The organism is Flavobacterium sp. MDT1-60, from assembly GCF_014844035.1.
In the GTDB taxonomy this organism is placed as follows: Bacteria; Bacteroidota; Bacteroidia; order Flavobacteriales; family Flavobacteriaceae; genus Flavobacterium.
This window is the reverse complement of record NZ_CP062159.1, coordinates 457,114-474,633: the sequence shown is the minus strand read 5'-3', so window position 1 is coordinate 474,633 and position 17,520 is coordinate 457,114. Positions and strand designations below refer to the sequence as shown.

The following is a 17,520-nucleotide window of genomic DNA, read 5'->3' as shown; positions in this document are numbered from 1 at the left end:
TTCCAAATTCCAATTTTCCGATACAGACTTAAACGTAATATCGTCATCTCGCCTCCGTCGAGATGAAAAAAAGTGGCAATATATTTCACATTAAAAAGAATTAATAATCCAAAATTAACTGATAATCAGTAACTTTTGGAATTTTAAGTTTCTTTTTTTAGAATTTTTTCAATTTGTTGTAACCTAAATTTAAAACCAGTCGTCCTATGAAGTATCAATCAATTAAATAAACAAAATTATTATGGGACCAGAAATTTTAATACCAATTAGCATGTTTTTGATGATCTTCGGGATTGTCTATCTTTTTTTCTCAACTAGAAACAGAGAGCGTATGGCGCTTATAGAAAAAGGCGTTGATGCAAGTATCTTTTTAAAAGGAGCTGGGAAAGGCCCTGCGTGGAAAGTTTTTGTTGTGAATTTGGCTTTCTTATTAATAGGAAGCGGGGTTGGAATTTTTCTAGCCTTATTAATTACAACCTATACTTCTTTAGATGATGATGCGGTTTATCCTTCTATCATATTTATAATGGCGGGAGTTGGCTTATTGGGCGGATTTAGAACTGCGAAGGATTTAGATAAAGAATAAATTTTCTAAGTTAGTATCTTAAAACGCATCAGGAAAATATTCCTGATGCGTTTTTTTATTCCATTTTTGAACCGATGGTTTCATAATAAACATCAACAGAAAGAGTAGGTTGCATGGATGCCATAACAGCCAATTGATCACAACGTTCGTTTTGAGGATGATTATTGTGGCCCTTTATCCATTTAAAATTGACCTGGTGTTTGCGGTAAACAATTAAAAAGCGTTTCCATAAATCGGCATTTTTTCTTCCGGCAAATTTCTTTTTCTCCCAACCCAAAACCCATTTTTTCTCAACAGAATCCACAACATATTTAGAATCCGAAATAACTAAAACCTTCATATTTGGGTTTTTCAATTTCTCCAAGCCAACAATCACAGCCAAAAGTTCCATTCTGTTATTAGTAGTCAAACGAAAACCTTCGTAAAATTCTTTTTTATGTGGCGTTCCAACCAATTCCATTACCACACCATAACCTCCGTTTCCGGGATTTCCTTTTGCAGCGCCATCAGTATATATGTGTACTTCGTGAGTCATCGTTGTTTTTTTTCACCATATTCTTTCCACCATATAAGTGATATAAGTTCATTTTAAACTTTGTCTATGAGCCTTTGTTGGTATATAAGAAAAATAAGATTATTAAAGCTTATATTTCTTTAAGGCAGTAAGATTAGACATGCTATTATATTTACTTATATTACTTATATGGTTTAATTTTTTTGGAATTTTTGTTAATTGGAATTTTCTTTTTCTGAATCTTCCAGTACTGCCTGAATAATTTCCGGAAAATACTTTTGTTCCAGTTCATGAATCTTTTCGGCTACTGTTTCCGGAGTGTCTTCCTCTGTTAAGGCTACATTTTTCTGGAAAATAATACCGCCTTCATCATAATTTTCATTTACATAATGAATTGAAATTCCGGTTTCTTTCTCCTTATTATTCACTATAGCCCTGTGTATGTGCATTCCGTACATTCCTTTGCCTCCATAATTAGGTAAAAGCGCCGGATGAATGTTAATGATTTTATTAGGATATTTCTCGATTATATTTTCAGGAAACTTCAATAAGAAACCAGCCAGAACTATCAGATCCGGGTCGATTTCTTGTATTTTTTGTAAGACATTTCGCTCTAAAAGTTCGTTTTTTGAGAAGATTTCGACTGGAATTTGATGATTTTTTGCTCTTTCGATGACTTTTGCCGAAGCATTGTTGGTAAATACCGAAACCACATTTGCAATTTTAGTTTTTGCAAAATATTTTATAATGTTTTCTGCATTAGTTCCTGATCCTGAGGCAAAAACAATAATTTTTTTCATAATCGAGTTTATTTTGAGAATGCAAAAAACGGAATAAAAATCGAAAATAAATAGTATTAAAAGGGCTTTCTTGAAATTAATTTTATAAATTAGTGTTACATTTATAAACTAAATAGTTGTTTTAAAATAAAGTTTTTTATTTTTGCCAACAAATTAAATTCTAAAATTAAAGATTATGTCAGACATTGCATCAAGAGTAAAAGCGATTATCGTAGACAAATTAGGTGTTGACGAAAACGAAGTTGTAACAGAAGCAAGCTTCACTAATGATTTAGGAGCTGACTCATTAGACACTGTTGAGCTTATTATGGAATTCGAAAAAGAATTTGATATTCAAATTCCAGACGATCAAGCAGAAAACATTGCTACTGTTGGTCAAGCTATTTCTTATATCGAGGAAGCTAAAAAATAATAATACTGCACCCGGTTTCTAAAAATACCAATTTTTGAAATTCCAAGTTCCAATTGGAATTTGACTTTTGATTTTTGTAATTTCTAAGGATCGGGTGTTATTATTTTTTTTAAAATTTAAATTTCGATTGGTTTTCAATCAAAAAGATATATTTATATTGTAATGCCCATGGCTCTTAAGTAACAATACAATTAAGAAAGCGTGGGTTTTATTTGTTTAAAGTACAAAATACATATTTATGGCATTAAGGCGAGTTGTTGTAACAGGATTAGGTGCACTTACTCCTATCGGGAATAATATCCAGGATTATTGGAATGCACTTGTGAATGGGGTTAGCGGAGCGGCTCCTATAACATATTATGATACAGAGAAGCATAAAACGAAATTTGCCTGCGAAGTAAAAAACTTCAACATTGAAGATTACATGGATCGCAAGGAATCTCGTAGATTGGATAAATTTGCTCAATATGCAATTGCTGCCAGTGATGAAGCTATCAAAGATGCAGGACTTACAGATGATAATGTCGATAAAACAAGAGTTGGTGTTATCTGGGGAGCAGGAATTGGAGGTTTAGAAACTTTTCAGGAAGAAGTAATTTATTATGCTAAAGGTGACGGAACTCCAAAATTCAATCCGTTTTTTATACCTAAAATGATTGCCGATATTGCTCCTGCGCACATTTCGATGCGTAATGGTTATATGGGTCCAAATTATACTACGGTTTCTGCATGTGCATCTTCTGCAAATGCATTAATTGATGCTTTCAACTACATCCGTTTAGGAATGTGTGATATTATTGTATCTGGTGGTTCTGAAGCTGCTATTACCATTGCTGGTATGGGAGGTTTTAACTCTATGCACGCTTTATCTACAAGAAACGAAAGTCCGGAAACGGCTTCAAGACCTTTTGATGGAACCAGAGATGGTTTTGTATTAGGAGAAGGAGCAGGAGCTTTGGTTCTTGAAGATTATGAACATGCTAAAGCCAGAGGCGCAAAAATTTATTGTGAAATTGGAGGAGGAGGAATGTCATCTGATGCCTACCATTTAACTGCGCCGCATCCGGAAGGAATTGGTGTTATTGCAGTAATGAAAAATACATTGAGAGATGCTGGAATGAATCCTGAAGATATTGATCATATCAATACACACGGAACTTCTACTCCATTAGGAGATGTAGCCGAATTAAAAGCAATTAGCGCCGTATTTGGTGAGCATGCAAAAAACATCAATATTAACTCAACAAAATCAATGACAGGTCACTTACTTGGTGCTGCCGGAGCTATTGAGGCAATTGCTTCAATTTTGGCGATGCAACACAGTATTGTTCCTCCAACGATTAACCATACAGTAGTTGATGAAAAAATTGATCCTGCATTGAACCTTACACTAAACAAACCTCAAAAAAGAGAAGTAAATGTTGCCATGAGTAACACTTTTGGTTTTGGTGGTCACAATGCTTGTGTATTGTTTAAAAAATTAGTTGACTAATTTCTGTATATGAATATTATCAAAAAAATATTTTCTAAATCCCGTTCTCTAGAAGACGGGATTTTTTTTGACACTATTCAGAAAATACTTGGTTTTCCGCCTGCAAATGTTGATTTTTATAAGAAAGCATTTACGCACAGATCTTCAAATAAATTAGATGAATCTGGAAACCCAATTAATTACGAACGACTGGAATTTTTAGGAGATGCTATGTTAAGTGCCGTAATTGCTGCACATTTATTTAATAAAGCACCAAATGGAGACGAAGGTTATCTAACCAAAATGCGATCAAAAATTGTAAGTCGCGAGCATTTGAATGAATTAGGCAAAGATTTGAATTTAGTGCGCTTTGTAGAGAGTAAAGTGCCTATTCAGCATTTTGGAGAAAATATTCATGGTAATATTTTTGAATCGCTTATTGGAGCTATTTACCTGGATAAAGGATATGCTTTTTGCGAAAAATTTATACAAAAAAGAGTAGTGACTCCTTATGTCGATATTGCCCGACTTGAAGGAAAGGTAATTAGTTATAAAAGTTTAGTTATTGAATGGTGTCAGAAAGAGAAGAGGGTCTTTCATTATGACATTTTTGAAGATAATGGTATTGACGGACAACGCCTGTTCGGTGTCAAATTAAGTATAGACGATAAAGTAATCGCAAGAGCGCGAGCAACTTCAAAAAAGAAAGCAGAAGAAAAAGCATCACAAAGAGCTTATTTTGCATTTCAGGAAAAAATAGATAAGAAATAACTACAAAAATACAGTTACTTTCTTAAAGCTATAACGTTTTCGTTTATAAATTAACAAAAACAAGCACATCTTAACTATTGATGCTCCGTTAGAAATAGTATATTTACACCTTGATTTTTCATGATATGGCTATTCATAGATTGGATTTAGACGAATTTGACGAGATTGATTATTATTTAATGGCAATTCATACTTCATTAGAAGATTATAGACTGGCCTATTTTATCAATAAAAACCTTCCGATAAACTTAAGTAAGAGCAAAAACGAGATCCATGCTCAGACTAAGGAAGGCGAAGCAAATTTTTCCAGATTTTATTACTATGATTCTGAAAAAGCCATTTCCTGGAATTTGATTCAGAATAAAAATGAAATCATTTCTGTGAGTACGAATGATTTCCAGAATTTGTTTTCTCATGAAACAAGTGAGGTTTCGACAACAATTCATTTACTTCCTGAATTCAAAAAGGTAGATTTTTTCCTGAAAATAGACAATAGCGATGAGGCTGTCGATTTTTCAGAAATTCAGCAACAATTAAATTCAATAGAAAGTATTGCAGCAATATATGCTGTGGATACCAATAAAATAAAATCAAAAAACAATCTAATTTTTTAAAAAAAATGTTAACAAACAAGAAAACCAAAATTGTTGCTACGCTAGGGCCTGCATGTAGTACGAGAGAGATTATCAAGGATATGATCGACGCAGGGGTTAATGTGTTTAGAGTCAATTTTTCGCATGCTGATTACGAAGGAGTAAAAGATAAAATTAATATTATTAGAGGCCTTAACGAAGAGTTTGGTTACACAACTGCAATCCTTGGAGATTTGCAGGGACCAAAACTTAGAGTTGGTGTAATGGAAGAGGGAACTGTAGTTCATGATGGTGATCTAATTACATTTACAACTGCAGAAGATATTTTAGGAACTGCTTCTAAAGTATTCATGAAATATCAAAATTTCCCAAATGATGTTAATCCGGGTGAGCGTATTTTGCTTGATGACGGAAAACTTATTTTCGAAATTATTTCTACTGATAAAAAAACAGAAGTTGTTGCTAAGGTAATTCAGGGTGGAGAATTAAAATCTAAAAAAGGGGTTAATCTTCCAAACACAAAAATTTCATTACCAGCTTTAACTGAAAAAGATATTGCAGATGCAATTTTTGCTATTGAACAAAAAGTAGACTGGATCGCGCTTTCGTTTGTAAAGACACCTCGCGATTTACAAGATTTACAAGAATTGATCGCTAAGCATTCTGATGTTAAAATTCCAATCATTGCTAAAATCGAAATGCCGGAAGCTCTTGATAACATGGATAAAATTATAGCATATTGCGATGGTTTAATGGTAGCTCGTGGAGATCTTGGAGTTGAACTTCCTGCTCATGAAGTACCATTGGTACAAAAAGATTTGATCCGTAGAGCTAAAATAGCCAGAATTCCTGTTATTGTTGCGACTCAAATGATGGAAACAATGATTACAAGTTTGACTCCAACAAGAGCAGAGGTAAATGACGTTGCAAACTCTGTAATGGATGGAGCTGATGCTGTAATGTTGTCTGGAGAAACTGCTACAGGAAATTATCCGGTACAAGTAATCCAAAAAATGACTCAAATTTGTGAAGCTGTTGAGGATTCTCCGCTAATTCAGGTTCCGCAAAATACACCACAAATTAAAACAAAACGTTTTGTTACTAAAACAGTTTGTCACCAGGCAGCTTTATTAGCAAATGAAATCAAAGCAAAAGCAATTTGTACATTAACAAATAGCGGTTATACAGCTTTCCAAATTTCGGCTTGGAGACCATCTTCGCATATTTTGGTGTTTACTTCAAACAAAAGAATCTTAACACAATTGAATTTATTATGGGGAGTGAAATCATACTTCTATGATAAAGATGAGAGTACAGATGATACTGTAACTGATGTTAACGAAATCGCAAAACAAAAAGGATTTGTTGTAAAAGGTGATTATTTGATCAATCTTGCTGCAATGCCAATTAAGGATAAAGGAATGGTTAATACCATGAGAGTTTCTGAAATAGAATAATTTTCTTTTTAAGATTATAATATACAAAGCCATTCGATGCGTCGAATGGCTTTTTTTTTGCTCAAAAGCTAAATCGTAACAGGTCGATTTTTTATTGCGAAAAAGAATTTCTTCACAAAAAAGTTTAAAAAAAATTACAATTTTAAAAAGTGTTTTTTCTACGCTTTTTATTTTCAAAAAATCAGATTAAAAAATTAACCAGCTAATTTGAATAATTTATAGGTTTCATTTTATAAAATGAAACCTAATAGAGCGATTTTAAATGTTTTTAATGTTTCAAGTTATAAAATGAAACAATGTCAGTCCTTTTAAATGCGGGTCTTCCTTTTTTTATTATCTAATTTTGAGATGCTTATTAAATGTTAAGAAAATTCTTGTTGCAAATCCTTCTAAAAAATACTCTAAACATAGTTTAAAAAATGCAACGAGCTGCTTCTGTTTTTTTTGATTAGCATTTAGTAAGAAATATTTTTTGATTTTATAATGTCCACTTGTACAAGAGAATTATTAACAAATTTTAGTATCATGAAACAAATTAGATTTAAAAATGCATTATTACTTTTTGCATTAGTTGGCTTCACGGGATTTCAAGTTGAGGCGCAAAATACCAAGAAACCCAATGTCCTAATAATTTGGGGAGATGATATTGGGATAAGTAATATTAGTGCTTATAGTAGCGGTTTGATGGGATACATGACTCCTAATATTGACAGAATTGCCAATGAAGGAGAACGCTTCTTACAATATTATGGAGAACAGAGTTGTACGGCCGGTCGTGCCGCACTAGTTACAGGCCAACATGGAATTCGTACCGGATTAACTAAAGTTGGTTATCCTGGTGCACCTATGGGTATGAGCCAATTAGATCCTTCACTAGGTGGTATCATGAAAAATTTAGGCTATGCTACAGGACAATTTGGTAAAAACCATCTTGGAGACCGTAATGAAAATTTACCAACAGTAAATGGTTTTGACGAGTTCTTTGGAAACCTTTACCACTTAAACGCTGAGGAGGAACCAGAATTGCCGGATTACCCTAAAGATCCTGCTTATTTAGCAAAATATAGCCCAAGAGGGGTGCTAAAATGTACTGCAACCAATACAGATGACGGAACTGTTGATCCTCGTTTTGGAAAAATTGGAAAACAAAGAATCGAAGATACCGGACCTCTTACTAAAAAAAGAATGGAAACAGTTGATGATGAGACCTCTGCAGCAGCTATTGATTTTATCAAAAGACAAAATGCTGCAGGAAAACCATTTTTTGTTTGGTGGAATGGTACACGTATGCACTTACGTACACATGTGAGAGCTGAAAATCGTGGTAAATATACACATGGTGACAGCGAATATAATGATGGTATGATCGAACATGATATTACCGTTGGAACATTGCTAAAAGTATTGGATGATCTTGGTATTGCTGATAATACGATTGTTGTCTATTCTACAGATAATGGACCTCATATGAATAGCTGGCCAGATGCTGCAATGACACCATTCCGCTCTGAGAAAAACACCAACTGGGAGGGTGCCTTTAGAGTTCCTTGTTTAGTACGTTGGCCTGGAGTAATTAAACCGGGCCAAGTGACTAATGAGTTAATGAGTCATAACGACTGGATGCCAACATTAGCTTCTATTGCAGGTGAACCAGATTTAGTAAAAAAAACCTTAACAGGTTATAAAGCAAATGGTAATACCTATAAAGTACATTTAGATGGTTTTGATCAGTCTAATTTATTACGTGGTACTGCAAAAAGCGCCAGAGATAAATTCTTTTATTCTGATGATGATGGACTTCTGGTTGGCTTACGTGAAGGAGATTATAAATATGTCTTTGCAGAACAACGTAAAGAAGGAACAATGGGGGTTTGGGCAGAACCGTTCACCAAATTGAGATTGCAAAAAATATTTAATCTTTATCAGGATCCTTATGAAAGAGCTGATATAACTTCAAATACATATTGGGACTGGGTACTAAACCATGTGGGTTCAGCTTATGGAATGATTCAGGACGTAGTAGATTTTGCAGGAACGTTTAGAGAATATCCACCTCGTTCTATTCCGCCAAGTTTCTCTCCTTACACTATTATGGATGAAACACTGGAACAAATTAAAATGCAAAAAGCATTGAATAGCGGACAAGGAACTTCAAAGAAAAAATAAAATAAATCAAAATGGAGCTTGAATTCTCATAGTTCAGGCTCCATTAATTTAAAAATCAAAATCATGTATAGAAATACATATATAGTCCCGCTATTTTTATTTTTACTGGTTTCATGTAAAAAAAATGAAAATGCCACAACTGTCAATCCTAAAGACAGCACAGCAGTAGTTGCGAATAGCAGTGACCCGCTGCCAAGCTGGAACGACGGTACACTTAAAAGTGATATTATAGCTTATGTAACAAAAGTGACAAAAGAAGGAAGTGCTGATTTTATTCCAATTGAAAACAGAATTGCCACTTTTGATAATGATGGAACACTTTGGGCTGAAAAACCCTATGTTCAGGAATTATTCGCTTTTTACAGAGTTAAAAAAATGGTCGAAGCAAATCCTGCTTTAGCTCAAAAACAGCCCTTTAAAGCGGTTGTAGAAAAAGACAAAACTTTCTTTGAAAAAGGAGGCGAAAAAGCATTAGTTGGACTAGTTGCCGCAACACATACCGGTATGACAGAAGATGAATTTGAAGCTTCTGTAAAAGAGTTTTTTGCCGGAGCCCAATATCCTGGTAAAAATGTTCCTTTAAAACAAATCAGATACCAGCCACAATTGGAGCTTTTGAATTATTTGCGTGCAAATGGTTTCAAAACTTTCATTGTAACGGGTGGAACGATCGAATTAGTAAGAGCAATATCAGCTGATTTCTACGGAATCCCAAAAGAACAGGTAGTTGGAACTTCTTTCAAATACACATTTGACGATGCAACTAATAGTATCAAAAGAGAGCCTGCTTTAGACTTATTAGATGACAAAGCAGGAAAACCTGTTGGAATACAACTTCATATTGGACAAAGACCTGTTTTTGCCTGTGGAAACGAAGGTGGAGCAGGAGATCTTGCTATGCTTAGGTATTCTCAGGGAAGCAAATACCCTTCGTTTCAAATGATCGTAAACCATAACGATTCTATCAGAGAATACAATTATCAGGAAAAAGATAATTTATCCTTAAATACTGCTGCCAAATACAAATATCATGTAATCAGTATGAAAGACGATTGGAAAACAATATTTTCAACTAAATAATTTTTAGTTAGTTAGTGTTGAAAAGAAACAATTTTTAACTGCTGAAATTGTTTCTTTTTTGATTTTAAGAATGGGTAAAAATCTTTTAAAAGAAAATAATCATGAAACTTCCAAGGTATTCTATTTCAATTCAATCTTCTTTTATTGCAATTGTTTTTCTTTTAAATTTTTCTGCTTTTGCACAAGAAGAACCTGCAAAATCCGGATCGAGTGCGCAGGAGTTGGCAGATAAACTGGCCAATCCTGTAGCAAGTTTGATCAGTGTCCCATTACAGAATAATCTAACTTATGGTATTGGTCCCTATAACGGTTCAAAATATCAAATAAATATCCAGCCTGTAATTCCTTTTAAATTGAGTGATAACTTGAATTTAATTACACGTTATATTCTGCCAGTAGTAGATCAACAAGATGTTACGGGAGAAAACAAACATGAATTCGGTTTAAGCGATGCAACAGTAACGGCATTTTTTGCTCCTAAAACCAAGGGGATTATCCTGGGAGTTGGTCCTGCTTTTTTAGTACCAACAGCTACTGAAAAATTTTTAGGAACAGAAAAATTTGGTATTGGTCCAAGTGTCTTGGTTATGCATCAGGGAAAAGGACTTTCGATAGGTTTTTTAGCCAATCAAATTTGGTCCGTGGCCGGAAATGAAGATCGAGCCGATTTTAATCAATTTTACACACAAATATTTCTAACACATAGTTATAAAAGTGGTGCAAGTTTAGGTATTACTTCAGAAATTACGCAAAATTGGGAAGGAAATACAACACTAATAACGCTGAGTCCAAATGTCGGAGCTATTACAAAATTAGGAGATCAAACGATGCAGTTTGCAGTTATGCCTCTAATACCAATAGTAGGTCATTCAGACATAAGACCTGATTGGGGATTAAGAGCCGTTGTATCATTTATATTTCCAGGTTCGTAAGTCGTTTCTTTAAGTTTCTTTCATCATTAAAAAATAAGATATGAAATCAAGAATTTTAATACTTGTAACAGTTTGCTTTTTAGTATCCTGTACTAAATCGACAAAAATAAATGAAACCAGCGTAGTTATTGATACTACAGGAACAGCCGTATTTAAACCTGCAGATTTTGAGGAGCAAATAGTTTACAATCGTGCAATCGAAGCGGTTATTTGGGGAATGCCTGCCGTTAATTCGGAGTTGCTGCACGAAAGTCTTTTAAAAGCAAAAGGAGATTATAATCAGATTATTTTTTGGTCAGGACTTATTAGTTCAAAGAATCAGACGTTAACTCCAAATCCGGACGTAATTTATATAAATCCGCTATACGATACCAGACAAGGCCCCGTAGTTTTAGAAATTCCACCAGTTGAAGGCGTCTCATCTTTAACGGGAAGTTTAGATGACGGCTGGCAAACTGCAATAGAAGATCTTGGCCCGGCAGGTTTTGACAAAGGCAAAGGCGGTAAGTATCTTATTTTACCTCCCAATTATAAAGATGTTCCACCAATAGGTTATATTCCGCTTCAATCTTCTACTTACACAGGTTTTGCGATACTTCGATCGAATTTAACAGACGGAAGTCCAAATGATATAAAAAGAGCAGTTGAGTATGGAAAAAAAGTAAAAATATACCCCCTTTCTGAGGCCGATAATCCACCGCCAACAGCGTTTGTTGACTTGATTGACGTTCCGTTTAGCAATACTATTCCGTATAACGTTCATTTCTTTGAGGTACTAAATCAGTTTGTGCAAAGAGAACCCTGGCTGACAAGGGACTTAGCAATGCTGGATCAGTTAAAAACTATCGGAATTGAAAAAGGAAAAATTTTTCAGGCCGATGCCAGAAGGCAGGAAATCTTAAATGCAGCAATTAAAGATGCACATCACTGGATTGATAGCAAGTATGAAAAAATCTTTACGCCTCCATTTTATGAAGGAACAAATTGGGCATTGCCTGCTTCTCAGGATGTAGTTAAAGCGATTATGTCAAATTATCTGGCTCCTAATCTTTATCCTGTTGATGAAAGGGCAATCAGTTATTCAATGGCTTATTTTAGTGCTAAAAAACTAGGAACAGGTCAATATTATTTAATGACAATTAAGGATAAAGATGGGCAGGAATTTAATGGTTCAAAATTGTATAAGCTTCATTTGCCTGCAAAAGTTCCAATAAAATTATATTGGTCTGTTACGGCTTATGACCGTGAGACTCATGCTTTGATTTTAGGAATGAAATACTCTAGTCGTGCTTCTACAACTCCGGGACTTCAAAAAAATGCAGACGGTTCTGTGGATATTTATTTTGGTGCTACCGCTCCTGCAGGAAAAGAATCAAATTGGGTGCCTACAGATCCAAAGAGAAAATTTGAATTACTGGCTCGTTTCTATGGTCCGGAAAAAGGATTTTTTGATAAAGTTTGGAAAATGGGCGATGCTGAAGAAGTGAAATAAAAACAATTTATATGTCCAAAGAATTCGAACATAGCATTGAGAATTCTTTTGATCCGGTGGCATCAAAAGCAGAACGGTATGCGAAAGGTACAGCGTTCAGAAAAACGACGCCCCGTTCTTCCCAGCAGGAATGGAATCCGCCGGAAAATCGTCGGGATCCCATTGACATTCTGATCAAAACCAGTATTGGAAGAATAGATAATTTGGTACCATTACGATACAGGCGAATGATGGAAAGTCCGTTTACTTTTTTCAGGGGTGCCGCTGCAATTATGGCCGCTGATTTGGAAAATACTCCAAATACAGGAATTGATCTTCAGCTTTGCGGCGATTGTCATCTGATGAATTTTGGCGGATTTGCAACTCCCGAGCGAAAATTAGTTTTTGACATTAATGATTTTGATGAAACTTTTCCGGGACCTTGGGAATGGGATCTTAAAAGGTTGGCATCAAGTTTTGTAATTGCCGGAAGGTGGAGAAAATTCTCGAGTAAAAATTGCAAAGAATTTGCCTGGCATGTTGCTGATAGTTATAAAAGGAACATGTTAGATTATAGTCAATTATCAGCACTTCAAATTTGGTATGCTGATATTGATCTGGCCGAACTTATTGAAAAAGGAGACGACGAAGAGCTAAAAGAATTTCAACAGAAGAGATTAAAAAAAGCATCAGAATTTACAGCTCATGAAAAGGAGTTTGCTAAAATGACTTATCAGGAAGGTACCCGTGCCCGAATAAAAGATGATCCGCCTTTAATTTTTCATCCAACAGGGAAAGAATGGCAGCGACTTGAAAGTGAAGCTGTAACTATTCATAAAAGATATATGGAAACATTATCTGACGAAAAAAAAGTATTACTAAGCCGATATGCTTTACACGATTTTGCCATCAAAATAGTGGGAGTTGGAAGTGTGGGAACACTTTGCGGTATTAGTTTATTGATGTCGGCTACGGGCGAACCTATTTTCCTGCAGTTTAAGGAGGCGAGACAGAGCGTTTTAGAGCCTCATGTTAAAGCAAAAGGTAAATACAGCCATCAAGGCGAACGAATTGTCAGAGGACAAAAGTTGATGCAGTCTGCGTCGGATATTTTTTTAGGATGGACAAACGATAGTCAGGATAAATTTTTCTATATCCGACAGCTTCGTGATGCAAAAGTGAAACCGGTTTTGGAAATTATGAAAGCCAAAAACATGGCCGATTATGCAAAAGCCTGCGGATGGGCACTTGCAAGAGCGCACGCCCGTACAGGAGACCCTTCGATACTATCCGGTTATATTGGCAACAGTAACGAATTTGCCAATGCTATAGCGAGATTTTCAATTTCGTACGCAGATCAAAACGAAGCGGATTACACTAAAATGCTGGAAGCAATAAAAGACGGCAGATTGCCAATTTCAACAGAAATCTAATTTTTAATAAAATAGAAGATGACTAAAAAAAAATTATTTTTGATAGGCTTAGTGATGCTAACCATCACAACAATTGGCCAGACACAGCGCATAGACTCAACCGCTGTTTTTCTCCTGCACCGCACAGGCGAAACTTTTCAGGATCTAAAGTCCTGCAGTTTTACAGCCGTGACAACCTATGATGTACCGAATGATAATCTGGGACTTATAAAACATGCCGTAACCGAAAAAGTGGCGATTAAGTTTCCCGATAAAATGAAAGTGACTTCATCCGGTGATAAAGGAAATCGTGGTTTGTGGTATGACGGTAAAAAATTAAATTATTACTCGTTTGACAATAATACATACGGTTTTACAACTGCTCCCGGATCTGTAATTGAAACGATTGATGAGATCAGTAAAAAATTCGGAATTGAATTTCCCGGTGCCGATTTCTTCTATCCTACTTTTTTGCAGGATCTGATTTCAGATCAGGGTAATTTAATTTTTTTGGGTAAAACTACTGTTGAAGGACGTGAATGTTTTCATATTGCCGGAACTGATAAAACAAAAAGCTTTCAGTTTTGGATCGGCAATGACGATTTGTTTCTTCCTGTAAAAATGGTCATTATTTATACTTCTGAAAAAGAAAAACCGCAATATGAAGCTGTCTATAAAGACTGGACCGTAAACACCGATTATCCGGATACCATGTTTGAGTTTACTACACCGCCAAAAGCATCTAAAGTAAAATTGACTCCCAGAGAAAACACTAAATAATCTTTAAAAGTTATTGTTATGAAATTGTTTCAACCTAAAAATAAAATCTCTCTCATTATTATTGCATTGTTTGCACTATTGATCATGATTCCGGAAGAGGCTACGGCACAGCGATTTGGTCATCATCCTCCGCCAAGACCAATGCCAAGACCAGCACCAAGACCAATGCCGCGTCCGATTCCTCCTGCGCCGAGACCACTTCCGCCACGCCCTTTGCCGCCTCACCCATACCCGCATCCGTATCCGAGACCGCTTCCTCCGCCATTTCATCCTTATCCAGTCCCTTTTCCGTACATCTATCATCCATTTGTACCGTATTATTGGGGACCAACATGGTACCCAATTGGCTTCTTTGCTGCTACCTTAACGACTGCTGCGATCATTATAACAGTTGAAAACAATCAGTATCATTATGATGATGGTGTGTATTACGTTAAAGAATCCAGTGGTTATAAAGTGGTACCAGCACCAATAGGAGCAACAATTTCAGAATTGCCAAAAGGGTATGTTACTATCAATGTTTCCGGAACAGAGTACTATTATTACGGTGGAACTTATTATGTAAAAGCCTCCGCCAAATACAAGGTAATAAATGCACCTGTAGGTGCTGTTGTGGCTCATCTTCCAGAAGGAGCTGAAGAAAAAACCATTGACGGTCAGAAATATATGATTTACAACAATGTTTACTATCAGCCCATTTCTAAAGACGGACAAGATAGTTATGTTGTTGTTCAGGGAAAATAAGGATATAGGCTTTGAGGTACTTTAAATGAAATAAAAGCAAGTACCCTTAAAATAAGTAAGAATTTTAACCACTCTGCTATGTTAATTAAACAAAATGATTTATCTTTGAGTGTGTAGTAAGAAATTGTTTTATAGATAGTTGTGTTTGTTTTACAACTGTTTAACATGATTTACCCTTCATATTAGATTTGATCAGCATTTTAATAATTTCACGTTAAACTAATTTAATCATTAATTTAAATACCACAAAATGAATATTAAAAGAAAGAATCTTCGTATAATCCCATTTTTTGTATTGGGATTGATTTTCAGCTGTTCTCCAACTGTAAAAGTAACAACTGATTATGACCATGCTACCAATTTTGGCGAATATAGAACTTTCACTGTGTATGACCTGAAAGCACAAGAAGGTCAGGTAAATCAGCTTAATGTAGATCGTGTTGCGAAAGCCATTCGTGCAGAAATGACTGCAAAGGGTTTTACCGAATCAAGTTCTAATCCGGATTTAAAAGTAAATGCGGTATCCATTCTAAAAAACAAAACTCAGGTTACAGCCGATACTAATTTTTATGGTTACGGCGGTATGTACCGTCCATACGGATATTGGGGCGGGGGCGCTATGATGGGTGGAGGCTCAACAACATTTAATACTTACGATTATGTTGATGGTTCGTTAATCATTGATATTGTATCTGCTAAAACAGGAAAACTGGTTTGGCAAGGAATCGGTAACGCACAAATTGACAGCAAACCTGATAATCCAGAGGAATTTATCAATGGTGCAATCAAAAAAATACTAGAAGGTTTTCCTCCCGGATTAGCCAAAAAATAGTAGACAAGTTTATAGCTTATAAATTTAATGTATAAGGCATTTATACTTATTTGTTTCGGCAAATAAGTATAGCCTTCTTAATGACTCCCCAAGTCTGTTCTTTTAAGTTACATTGAAAGAAATACCTTTTAAAAAATTTAAGCCGGAAATTATGCTCGATATAGTACTTTCTCTTTTCTTTTTTATAGCTACGATAGTTGGTTTTGCGACGTCATTTATGGTCCTTTTTTCAAAGAAAAACTATTCAAAAAGTTTCTTCTTAGGGCTATTCCTGTTCAGTCTTGCTGTTGTGAGCGTCTATAATTTTTACCTATCGGCTAACGTTTTTAAACCTTTTCCTGATCTGTTTATCATCACAAAATCTTTTATGTTTTTAGTAGCACCTTCCGCTTTTTTGTATGTAAGAAGTGTTTTGTTTTCAGAAAGGATATTTAGAAAATACGATTGGCTACATTTCGTACCTTTTATCTTTTATTTTGGTTTAACATTGGTTGTATGGGTTGATCGATATTTAGATCTTCCGGTTATCACTTATTTTGCAGTAAAAATAAGAAGTCCGTTTTCTATGTTGAGTTTAACAATCTGGCTAATGTATGCTTTTTGCCAGACTATGATGATTTTGAATTATGATTTGAAAAAATTTAAAGTAAATCACTTTAACGGAATAAAAGTTTTAAGCTGGATCCGACTTTATAATTTGATGATCTTGTTTTTGTTTTCTACGCTTTTTGTACATTATTTTTTAGTGAACAAGGTTGATAGTATCGACTTTTCATGTTATATCCTGATTTCTTCAGTGCTTGTTTTTACAGTAGGATGGCTTTATTTTAAGCCACAAATTTTCTATGATGCAAATGAAACAGAAGCTGTAAATGCTGTCAGTGAAGTAAATGAGAATTCTAACTTTGACCAGGATGACAATCATTTGGTGCTCCTCAAAACAAATGAAACAAAAAACAATCTGTCTTTAGTAAAAGAATTAACGACAGAAAAAAAACAACAATATCTCGCCAAATTAGAAAACATCTTTGCCACAAAAGAGTTTTTTCTAAAGAAAGATTTAGTGATTCGGGATATTGCTGAAGAAACAGGAATATCGGTACATCATCTTTCCAATTTAATTAATTCAGAATTTAATCTTCATTTTCAGGATTATGTAAACCTGAAGAGAATTGAATATTTCAAGGAAAAAATAAATGATCCGGAGTGGAAAGATTTATCGCTTGAAGGAATGGCCTGGGGTTCTGGTTTTAAATCAAGGACTACTTGTTTTAGAGCCTTTATAAAACATACAGGAAAATCGCCTTCAGAATATTTTAAAATAATCAGAATAAATCCTGAAAAAACAACTACTTATTATTTAAAAGAATCATCAAACTAAAAAGTAAACAGTTTGTAAGAGGTTTGTTAGGTCTTATTAATTTTTAAAGCAAAAATGATGAAAACGGGATTTAAACAAAGACAAACAATAAAATTAATCATTACGCTAGTATTCCTTT

17 protein-coding genes are annotated in these 17,520 nt (G+C 34.8%); 15 read left to right on the top strand and 2 right to left on the bottom strand.

All coding sequences use genetic code 11. The annotated features are described in order from the left end of the window. Nucleotides 1-241: 241 nt before the first annotated feature. A complete protein-coding gene (locus IHE43_RS01930) occupies nucleotides 242-586 on the top strand; it encodes a DUF6249 domain-containing protein (protein ID WP_192186431.1) in 345 nt (114 codons plus the stop codon). A gap of 55 nt (nucleotides 587-641) precedes the next feature. Here the strand turns inward: IHE43_RS01930 and rnhA are convergent, their stop codons facing one another. Both rnhA and purN read right to left on the bottom strand, forming a co-directional pair. Further along, complete coding sequence (gene rnhA, locus IHE43_RS01925) at nucleotides 642-1,121, bottom strand: ribonuclease HI (protein ID WP_192186430.1); 480 nt, start codon at nucleotides 1,119-1,121, stop codon at nucleotides 642-644. A gap of 194 nt (nucleotides 1,122-1,315) precedes the next feature. Beyond that, nucleotides 1,316-1,900, bottom strand: a complete 585-nt coding sequence (gene purN, locus IHE43_RS01920) for a phosphoribosylglycinamide formyltransferase (protein WP_192186429.1) — start codon at nucleotides 1,898-1,900, stop codon at nucleotides 1,316-1,318. A gap of 175 nt (nucleotides 1,901-2,075) precedes the next feature. Between purN and IHE43_RS01915 the strand changes: the two genes are divergently transcribed. The 14 genes from IHE43_RS01915 (at nucleotide 2,076) to IHE43_RS01850 (ending at nucleotide 17,402) form a co-directional block, all read left to right on the top strand. After that, on the top strand, nucleotides 2,076-2,312 hold the full coding sequence (locus IHE43_RS01915; RefSeq protein WP_007137004.1) for an acyl carrier protein: 237 nt from the start codon (nucleotides 2,076-2,078) through the stop codon (nucleotides 2,310-2,312). Nucleotides 2,313-2,550: 238 nt separating this feature from the next. Beyond that, a complete protein-coding gene (gene fabF, locus IHE43_RS01910; protein ID WP_192186428.1) occupies nucleotides 2,551-3,804 on the top strand; it encodes a beta-ketoacyl-ACP synthase II in 1,254 nt (417 codons plus the stop codon). Between the two features lie 9 nt (nucleotides 3,805-3,813). After that, a complete protein-coding gene (gene rnc / locus IHE43_RS01905) occupies nucleotides 3,814-4,554 on the top strand; it encodes a ribonuclease III (protein ID WP_192186427.1) in 741 nt (246 codons plus the stop codon). Nucleotides 4,555-4,679: 125 nt separating this feature from the next. Further along, nucleotides 4,680-5,168: an IPExxxVDY family protein gene (locus IHE43_RS01900; RefSeq protein WP_192186426.1), complete on the top strand. Its 489-nt coding sequence runs from the start codon at nucleotides 4,680-4,682 to the stop codon at nucleotides 5,166-5,168. A 5-nt stretch (nucleotides 5,169-5,173) separates the two neighbouring features. Next, nucleotides 5,174-6,604 (top strand): pyruvate kinase, encoded by a 1,431-nt coding sequence (gene pyk, locus IHE43_RS01895; RefSeq protein ID WP_192186425.1) that lies wholly within the window; start codon nucleotides 5,174-5,176, stop codon nucleotides 6,602-6,604. A gap of 525 nt (nucleotides 6,605-7,129) precedes the next feature. Further along, nucleotides 7,130-8,770 carry an arylsulfatase gene (locus tag IHE43_RS01890; RefSeq protein WP_192186424.1) on the top strand — a complete coding sequence of 547 codons (1,641 nt, stop codon included), beginning with the start codon at nucleotides 7,130-7,132 and terminating at the stop codon, nucleotides 8,768-8,770. Between the two features lie 63 nt (nucleotides 8,771-8,833). After that, nucleotides 8,834-9,850, top strand: a complete 1,017-nt coding sequence (locus tag IHE43_RS01885) for an HAD family phosphatase (protein WP_192186423.1) — start codon at nucleotides 8,834-8,836, stop codon at nucleotides 9,848-9,850. 101 nt (nucleotides 9,851-9,951) lie between these two features. Further along, nucleotides 9,952-10,782, top strand: coding sequence for a hypothetical protein (locus IHE43_RS01880; RefSeq protein ID WP_192186422.1), 831 nt, complete (start codon nucleotides 9,952-9,954; stop codon nucleotides 10,780-10,782). A 40-nt stretch (nucleotides 10,783-10,822) separates the two neighbouring features. After that, nucleotides 10,823-12,274, top strand: coding sequence for a DUF1254 domain-containing protein (locus IHE43_RS01875; RefSeq protein ID WP_192186421.1), 1,452 nt, complete (start codon nucleotides 10,823-10,825; stop codon nucleotides 12,272-12,274). A gap of 11 nt (nucleotides 12,275-12,285) precedes the next feature. Beyond that, nucleotides 12,286-13,686 (top strand): DUF2252 domain-containing protein, encoded by a 1,401-nt coding sequence (locus IHE43_RS01870; protein WP_192186420.1) that lies wholly within the window; start codon nucleotides 12,286-12,288, stop codon nucleotides 13,684-13,686. Between the two features lie 18 nt (nucleotides 13,687-13,704). Continuing rightward, a complete protein-coding gene (locus IHE43_RS01865; protein WP_192186419.1) occupies nucleotides 13,705-14,445 on the top strand; it encodes a DUF2092 domain-containing protein in 741 nt (246 codons plus the stop codon). An 18-nt stretch (nucleotides 14,446-14,463) separates the two neighbouring features. Next, nucleotides 14,464-15,189, top strand: coding sequence for a DUF6515 family protein (locus IHE43_RS01860; protein WP_192186418.1), 726 nt, complete (start codon nucleotides 14,464-14,466; stop codon nucleotides 15,187-15,189). A gap of 250 nt (nucleotides 15,190-15,439) precedes the next feature. Beyond that, nucleotides 15,440-16,021 carry a DUF4136 domain-containing protein gene (locus tag IHE43_RS01855; protein WP_192186417.1) on the top strand — a complete coding sequence of 194 codons (582 nt, stop codon included), beginning with the start codon at nucleotides 15,440-15,442 and terminating at the stop codon, nucleotides 16,019-16,021. Nucleotides 16,022-16,388: 367 nt separating this feature from the next. After that, nucleotides 16,389-17,402: an AraC family transcriptional regulator gene (locus tag IHE43_RS01850; RefSeq protein ID WP_225585342.1), complete on the top strand. Its 1,014-nt coding sequence runs from the start codon at nucleotides 16,389-16,391 to the stop codon at nucleotides 17,400-17,402. The last annotated feature ends 118 nt before the right edge of the window (nucleotides 17,403-17,520 follow it).